This is a genomic window from Anaerostipes amylophilus (assembly GCF_025567365.1).
GTDB lineage: Bacteria > Bacillota > Clostridia > Lachnospirales > Lachnospiraceae > Anaerostipes > Anaerostipes amylophilus.
In genome coordinates this window covers 180,844-188,408 of sequence record NZ_JAOQJG010000006.1, presented here as the reverse complement: position 1 = coordinate 188,408, position 7,565 = coordinate 180,844, and the positions used below count along the sequence as shown (strand labels likewise).

Genomic DNA, 7,565 nt, shown 5'->3' with positions numbered 1-7,565 from the left:
GCTGACTGTTACTAATCGGTCGAGGCTTTAACCAAAGAAGGCAGAGTGGAAGAGATGTGAATAGTTCTTGTATGTTGTTTTGAAGGTATATCCTTTATATATAGATTTAATAATGAAATTCGAACATTCTTATAGATAAGGATGTTTTTTTTCGTTTGTAGGAGTAAATTACTAGTATCTATATAAATTTCATGATATGATAAATAAGAAGAAAGTGAGAAAAATATCATGAGAACAATTTTAAAAAAAGGATTCATATTGATGATATCCTTATTTATTGCTGGGAATTTAATAACAGTTGCTCAGAATAATGTATCAGCAAAAGAGAAAACAGCAGATTCAAATAATGTGACTAGAAAAGATAATCAAGAATATAATTTCCCAGAAGATATCATTGAACCAGGACCTGAATTACCAATGTATCTCTATCCGCCAAGCATTGAAAAAATTACAAATACAATGAATGGAATTAAGATTCAGTGGAAGAAAGTTGAAAATGCAGATGGTTATCGAATACAGAGGAAAACGGGTAAGGACAAATGGAAAGATTTAAAGATATTAAAGAAAAATAAATACACAGATAATGCGGTAAGAAATGGACAAAACTATAGATATAGGGTTTATGCATATGCTGTGAATTCCGTAGATTTCATTGAGAATACAGGAATCAAGAGTATTACAAAAAATTTTTTATATCTGCAAGTGCCATCAATTAAATATAGCAAGAAATCTAGAAAAACAAGATGTAAAATTTCATGGAAACAAAATAAGAAGGCAGATGGATATAATCTTCAAATATCAACATCAAAACAATTTAAGAAACCTGTTATAAAGAAGATTAAAGGGAAAAGAAAGTCTACCACGAATATCAATATTCATAAGAACAAATCATACTATGTAAAAGTTAGAGCATATAAGATGGATGCCGGGAAAACATATTATAGTGCTTGGAGTTATATAAAGATGATAAAATAGTAAAAAAGAAAAGCACTTCGTTTTTTAAGTGCTTTTCTTTTTCTTGTTAAGATCAATAAAATCTAGTACGCAATAAGTTCGTAACCATCTTCTGTAACAAGAACTTGAACTTCCCATTGTGCAGAAGGCTGTCCATCTTCTGTATAAATTTGCCATTCGTCAACTTCGTCAACATAAAATTCATCAGTTCCCATATTTACCATAGGTTCGATTGTAAACATCATTCCAGGAGCCATAACCATACCTGTTCCTGGCTCTGAGACATAGCTTACAAAAGGATCTTCGTGGAACTGCAATCCAACACCATGACCTCCAATTTCTCTTACAACAGTATATCCATTTTCAAGAGCATGTTCATGAATAGCATGTCCCATATCACCAAGCAAAGCCCAAGGTTTTACATGTTTAAGTCCAATTTCAATACATTCTTTTGTAACATCGACTAACTTTTTCTTTTCTTCTGAAACTTCACCAATACAAAACATTCTGGAAGAATCTGAAAAATAACCGTGATAAATAGTAGATACATCAACATTGATAATATCACCTTCCTGTAAAACAACATCTTCAGATGGAATTCCATGGCATACCTGATCATTGACTGAAGTACAAACACTTTTTGGAAAACCTTCATAATTCAGCGGAGCAGGAATCGCACCACGAGAGGTAGTTTGTTCATATACCCAATCATCAATCTGCTGTGTTGTGATACCTGCTTTGATATGTTCAGCAACATAATCTAAAACTGCAATGTTGATTTTTCCACTTTCTTTGATTTTTTCAATTTGTTCTGGTGTTTTGATCATATCATGAGAAGGAATAAAATGTCCCTCCTGCTGTAATTCCTTTAACTTCTCATCAAACTGGCAATGGCACTTTTTGTATTTCTTTCCACTGCCACACCAACATGCATCATTTCTTCCGATAGTTTCCATTTTCTGCACTTCCTTTATCTTCATTCATTTTTGATACGATTTATATTGCATCAAACTATCCCAATTTTACTATAATTAATAAGAAATAGCAATGAAGTAACAATGATTTTATTCCTCATTTATATAAAAAGAAAAAATCCCTGCCCAATTAAAGACAGAGATTAATGAACAATTAAATTTAGAGCGAGGTAACTGTACGTACAAAGAAAATACAAATAACACCAAGAATTGCAGGTTTTAATACTTTATCAGCATTCTTTGTAAGCATTCCAGATCCAATCAAATTTCCAAGAATAGAACAGATTCCAGCAACAAATCCAAGCAGTAAATAAACCTTTCCGTAAAATAAGAAAGTAACTAATGCAGTTAAGTTTGTCACAAGATTAATAAACTTTGTCACACCAGAAGCGGTCAGTACATCAAGACCGGCAAAACGTGTTAGACAAAGTAATAAAAATGTTCCGGTTCCAGGTCCATAAAATCCATCATAAACACCGATTACAAAAGCAGATAAAATACTTGCAATATAAGTTGTTTTAGAAATCTTACGTGCAAAAGAATCAAAATCTTTCTTTGTAAATAGAAGGTATACAAATAAGATTGGGAGAAGTATTAAAATAAAAATCTGAATGATTCGTTCATTCGTATACACTGATAAAGAAGCTCCCAAAAATGATCCTAAAATAGCAGTGATAGAACAACTTAATGCAATCTTAAAATTAATATGTCCCATTTTTGCAAAGCGAATTGTTGCTGCAGATGTTCCCATAGAAGAACTTAATTTATTTGTAGCAATTGCTCTATGGGGCGGTAATCCGGCTAAAAGATAAATTGGCAGGGAAATCAATCCACCGCCACCGCCAATCGCATCAATTAATCCTGCTAGAAAAACAGCTGGACAAACAATTAAAAATGTAAGCATAATAAATATTCCTCTCTAGTTTTTACAAACATTCTGATTATAAAGAACATAGCATATAAAATCAATAGATTTTTAAAAAATATAGAAAAAAGCAGAGATATCGATGTATAGATGATCTCTGCTTTTTTCTATAAATTTTTGGAATTATTATTTGTAGAATCATGAGAAACAGATTCTCTTAACACAACTTTTCCTGCTGCCTGACGACGTCTCGTATCAGACATTGCTGCATAATGTTTTCTGGTCGTATTAACATCAGAATGTCCAAGAACTTCCGCCACAAGATAAATATCATCCGTTTCCTGATATAAAGCCGTACCATAAGTACTACGCAGTTTATGAGGCGTGATCTTTTTAAGCGGAGTTACTTCCTTCGCATATTTCTTCACAAGATTCTGAACCGCTTGCACACCAATGCGTCGTCTTTGCATAGAATAAAACAAAGCATCTTCATGCCCTTCCTTTGGAATAACAAGTTTTCTGCTGCCTTTCATATACTGCTCCAAAGCATCCGCAACTTCATTTCCAAAGTAAACTGTCATTTCTTTTCGTCCTTTTCGGATGAGATGAAGACCATTATTACGAAAGTCAACATCATCAACATTCAATCCGACTAATTCAGACACACGGATTCCAGTTCCAAGAAGAAGCGTAATGATCGCAAGATCACGTTCTTTTGTTTTTTCATAATAAGCACGTTTCTGTCCTGTTAAATGATCACCGCCATGTTCCACAAAATCAAGCAAAGAAGCGACTTCATCGGCTTCTAACCTGATGATTTCCTTTTCACGGATCTTTGGCATATCAACAAGCAGTGTTGGATTCTTCTCAATCAGCTGGCGCTTGTAAAAATATCCGTAAAAAGAACGAAGTGCAGACATCTTTCGAAAGACACCTTGTTCTGTATTTTGCATATGCTTATGGTTCTCATCGGAAACGTATACTTTTAGATATTCCATATATTCTTCCAGATCAACGGATTCAATCTTATCGAGATCACTTACCTGAAAATCTACGACTTTATAATTTTTGTATGCAGGATTTTCATCAATCAGAAAGTGAAAGAATACTCTCAGATCATACGCATAAGCAATTCGAGTTCTCACTTGTGTAGTAGAGTCGATCGCACGGAAAAACTCTTTTGCAAAAGGTGGAAGTGTTTTAATAAGTTCACGTAATTTGATCGTCTGTCTTGCAGTTAGATCATCATAATATGGTAATGATTTCATAAATTCACCTGTTTCTTATTAGTTTTATATATTTTTCCACGACTCAATAGGGGTAAAATATATATTATACATGACTTATTCTATCAATTTTTCACAAAGCTTGCAAACTTTCTCCTTCTATGTATAATGATAGTTAGTGTGGACTAACTAAAAATAAAATAAAAAGAAAGGAACATCTATGACACAATTTATCAGATCATCGAAAAAAGAGGCAATGAACTTCTTAAGATATATTGGACCAGGATTACTAGTTACCGTAGGATTTATCGATCCTGGAAACTGGGCAAGTAATATCGCTGCAGGTTCTGGCTATGGATATACATTATTATGGATGGTCACATTATCAACGATCATGCTCGTTATCTTACAGCATAATGCAGCACATTTAGGAATTGTTACTGGAAAATGCTTATCAGAAGCGACAAGTTTGTATATCAACAAAAGATTAAAAAATACGATTTTATTAACAGCAGTTACAGCATCGATCGCAACAGCAATGGCAGAACTTTTAGGCGGGGCAATGGCTTTGGAAATGTTATTTCATATTCCAGTAAAGATTGGTACGTTTATCATTTTAGGAATCGTGTTGATGTGTCAGTTTACAAATGCTTACAGCAGAATTGAGAAATTGATCATCTTATTTGTATCTCTGATTGGATTTTCGTTTTTATTTGAAATTTGTATTTCGGATATCGAATGGAAACAGGCATTGATCGGATGGGCAAAACCAGAAGTTCCAAAAGGTTCACTTCCAGTAGTTATGAGTGTCTTAGGAGCAGTCGTTATGCCACATAATCTGTTTTTACACTCAGAGATCATCCAGAGTAGGAAATGGAATTTAAAAGATAAAAATGTGATCGAACAACAGTTAAAATACGAATTTAAAGACACATTATTTTCTATGATCATTGGATGGGCAATTAATAGTGCGATGATCTTAATGGCAGCAGCTACCTTATATCAAGGAAATGGTCATTCTATTGATGATATTCATCTCGCAGGTTCTATGTTAACACCACTTCTCGGAAATGCAGCATCCATTATATTTGCACTGGCATTATTATTGGCTGGAATCTCATCAAGTATCACAGCTGGAATGGCTGGCGGAACTATTTTTTCTGGAATTTTTAATCATTCGTATGATATTCATCATAAAGATACAAAAAGGGGAGTGTTGATCACAATGGTACCAGCAGTACTGATCATTTTGTTGATCAAATCTCCATTTGATGGATTGATCTATTCTCAAATGTTTTTAGCAATTCAACTTCCAATCACGATTTTTACGCAGATTTATCTGACATCTTCGAAAAAGGTTATGGGAAAATATGCAAATTCGAAACGATTAAAAATCATATTGTTTACCATTGCGCTGATCGTAACATTTTTGAATATCTGTTTGTTTGCGACTGGATTTTAAGCATAAAAAATGAGATAATAAAAAGCACAAAAGAAAGGAGCATCGTATGGAAATTAAATATTTATCAATCAAAAACTTTAAATCAATCCGGCATATGGAAATATCAGATATCCAGAATGCTCTGATCCTTGTTGGAAAGAATAACACTGGAAAGTCATCCATTCTTCATGCATTGCGTGCAGTAGAAGGATCTTATGAAATTTCTGAGGATGATTTTAACGAAACTATGCAAAATATAGAGATTAGATTTACATTATCGCTCACAGAAGAAGATCTTCATATTTTTCATAAAAATGGCATAGTAAGTCAGTATAAGAAATACGATCTTTGGAAAAATGATTTTGAAAGCAAACTTCCATCATATCAAAATGAAGAGATTACATTTACGTTTATCGCTAATAAAGAAGGTAAACAACGCTTTTACGATGGAAAAAAGAAACATAATAAATATATCAGAGAGATTTTCCCAACGATTTATTTTATTGGAACAAATCGTAATTTAAAACAGATCCAGGATGATCTTTTTATGTTGCAGGAAGATAATCTGCTTAAGATCATGCGTACCAATTGTTGTATGTTTGATTCAGTCAAACCGTGTACACATTGTTTTCAATGTATCGGCCTGATTAATCAGAAAACCCCGCAGGAATTAAATGCATTTGAAGCAGCAAAACTGTTTGAGTATAAACTATATGAGATGAATATCGATCAGTTCGAGAAACGTATTAATGAAAGTTTCCATAAAAATGGTGGTTTTGAAGATATCATTTTTTCTATGAATTATGATGTAGATCAGATGCTTCAGATCAATGCAGAAGCTTATAACAAAGAACGTGATACATCGATTTCTGTAGATCGTCTTGGGCGTGGAATGAAAAGCATTTATATGCTTTCTCTTCTGGAGGCTTATGTGATGGATGAAAACAGTCTGCCATCGATCATTATGGTAGAAGAACCAGAAATGTTTTTGCATCCACAGCTACAAAAGACAGCCAGTGAGATTCTATATCGGCTGGCACAGAAGAATCAAGTGATCTTTACGACACATTCTCCACATTTATTAGCAAATTTTAGCAGCAAACAACTATGTCAGATTATTTTAGATGAAGATTCTTATTCTGTTGCGAAAAAGAAAACGAACATTAGTTCGGTTCTCGATGATCTTGGATATAATGCATCTGATCTTATGAATGTTGATTTCGTTTTTATTGTAGAAGGAAAGCAAGATAAATACAGATTACCGCTGTTATTAAATCATTATTATTCAGAAATTTATGATGAAGATGGAAGATTAAATCGAGTAGCGATCCTTACGACAAACAGTTGTACCAATATCAAAACCTATGCCAATTTAAAATATATGAATCAGGTATATATGAAAGACCGCTTTTTAATGATTCGTGACAGTGATGGGAAAGATCGTGATATGCTTGGCAAGCAGCTTTGTAAATATTATGATGAACGTAATCTTATCGATGTCGATCATTTGCCTAAAGTAACAAGAAAAAACGTATTGATCTTAAAATATTATTCTTTTGAAAATTACTTTTTAAATCCTAAGATCATGACGAAGCTTGGGATTGTAGAATCCGAAGATACTTTTTATGAGATTTTATATGATAAATGGAGAGAATACTTGCATAGGATCAAGAGTGGGATTCATTTAATACAGATTATGGGACGTGATTTTGTATCCTCTCAGGATATGAAAGAACATATGGAAGCAATCAGAACATACGTTCGTGGGCATAATTTATTTGATATATTTTATGGAAAATACAAAAAAGAAGAAAAAGAATTATTAAAAAAATATATTGAGATCGCACCAAGAAAGGAATTTTCTGATATTCTTGATGCAGCAGATTCATTTATCTATTTTCAAAGTAAGACGAAACAAAAAGATAAGTAAAATAAAAAGAAAGTATGGGATAAATTCGAACTTGGCAGTTTATTGTCTTCGCTCCTATGCAAAGCCATATATTGACGAAGTAGAAATCGCAGAATATACAATCAATCAGCAGGTCGATGATATCTTGTATAATAGACTAGATATGAAAAAATATTGAATACATGGAGAAAGTTTT

The 7,565-nt window shown here is 33.0% G+C and carries 6 protein-coding genes and 1 pseudogene; 4 read left to right on the top strand and 3 right to left on the bottom strand.

Features of this window, described 5'->3' with window-relative positions; genetic code table 11:
• The first annotated feature begins 228 nt into the window (after window positions 1-228).
• Window positions 229-975 (top strand): fibronectin type III domain-containing protein, encoded by a 747-nt coding sequence (locus OCV53_RS10225; protein WP_055198102.1) that lies wholly within the window; start codon window positions 229-231, stop codon window positions 973-975.
• Window positions 976-1,037: 62 nt separating this feature from the next.
• Here the strand turns inward: OCV53_RS10225 and OCV53_RS10220 are convergent, their stop codons facing one another.
• The 3 genes from OCV53_RS10220 to OCV53_RS10210 form a co-directional block, all read right to left on the bottom strand.
• The gene (locus OCV53_RS10220; RefSeq protein WP_055198100.1) at window positions 1,038-1,910 is read right to left on the bottom strand and encodes a methionyl aminopeptidase; all 873 of its coding nucleotides are present in this window, start codon (window positions 1,908-1,910) and stop codon (window positions 1,038-1,040) included.
• Window positions 1,911-2,088: 178 nt separating this feature from the next.
• Window positions 2,089-2,832: a sulfite exporter TauE/SafE family protein gene (locus tag OCV53_RS10215; protein WP_022374526.1), complete on the bottom strand. Its 744-nt coding sequence runs from the start codon at window positions 2,830-2,832 to the stop codon at window positions 2,089-2,091.
• Between the two features lie 128 nt (window positions 2,833-2,960).
• Entirely contained in the window at window positions 2,961-4,061 is a 1,101-nt protein-coding gene (locus tag OCV53_RS10210) for a tyrosine-type recombinase/integrase (protein ID WP_055198099.1), read from the bottom strand.
• A gap of 178 nt (window positions 4,062-4,239) precedes the next feature.
• Between OCV53_RS10210 and OCV53_RS10205 the strand changes: the two genes are divergently transcribed.
• The 3 genes and pseudogenes from OCV53_RS10205 to OCV53_RS12485 all read left to right on the top strand — a co-directional run.
• On the top strand, window positions 4,240-5,481 hold the full coding sequence (locus tag OCV53_RS10205) for an Nramp family divalent metal transporter (RefSeq protein WP_055198097.1): 1,242 nt from the start codon (window positions 4,240-4,242) through the stop codon (window positions 5,479-5,481).
• Between the two features lie 46 nt (window positions 5,482-5,527).
• Window positions 5,528-7,390 (top strand): ATP-dependent nuclease, encoded by a 1,863-nt coding sequence (locus tag OCV53_RS10200; protein ID WP_022374529.1) that lies wholly within the window; start codon window positions 5,528-5,530, stop codon window positions 7,388-7,390.
• A pseudogene (locus OCV53_RS12485) lies at window positions 7,335-7,517 on the top strand (hypothetical protein); the annotation flags it as partial. The gene OCV53_RS10200 and the pseudogene OCV53_RS12485, both read left to right, overlap by 56 nt.
• Window positions 7,518-7,565: the final 48 nt, after the last annotated feature.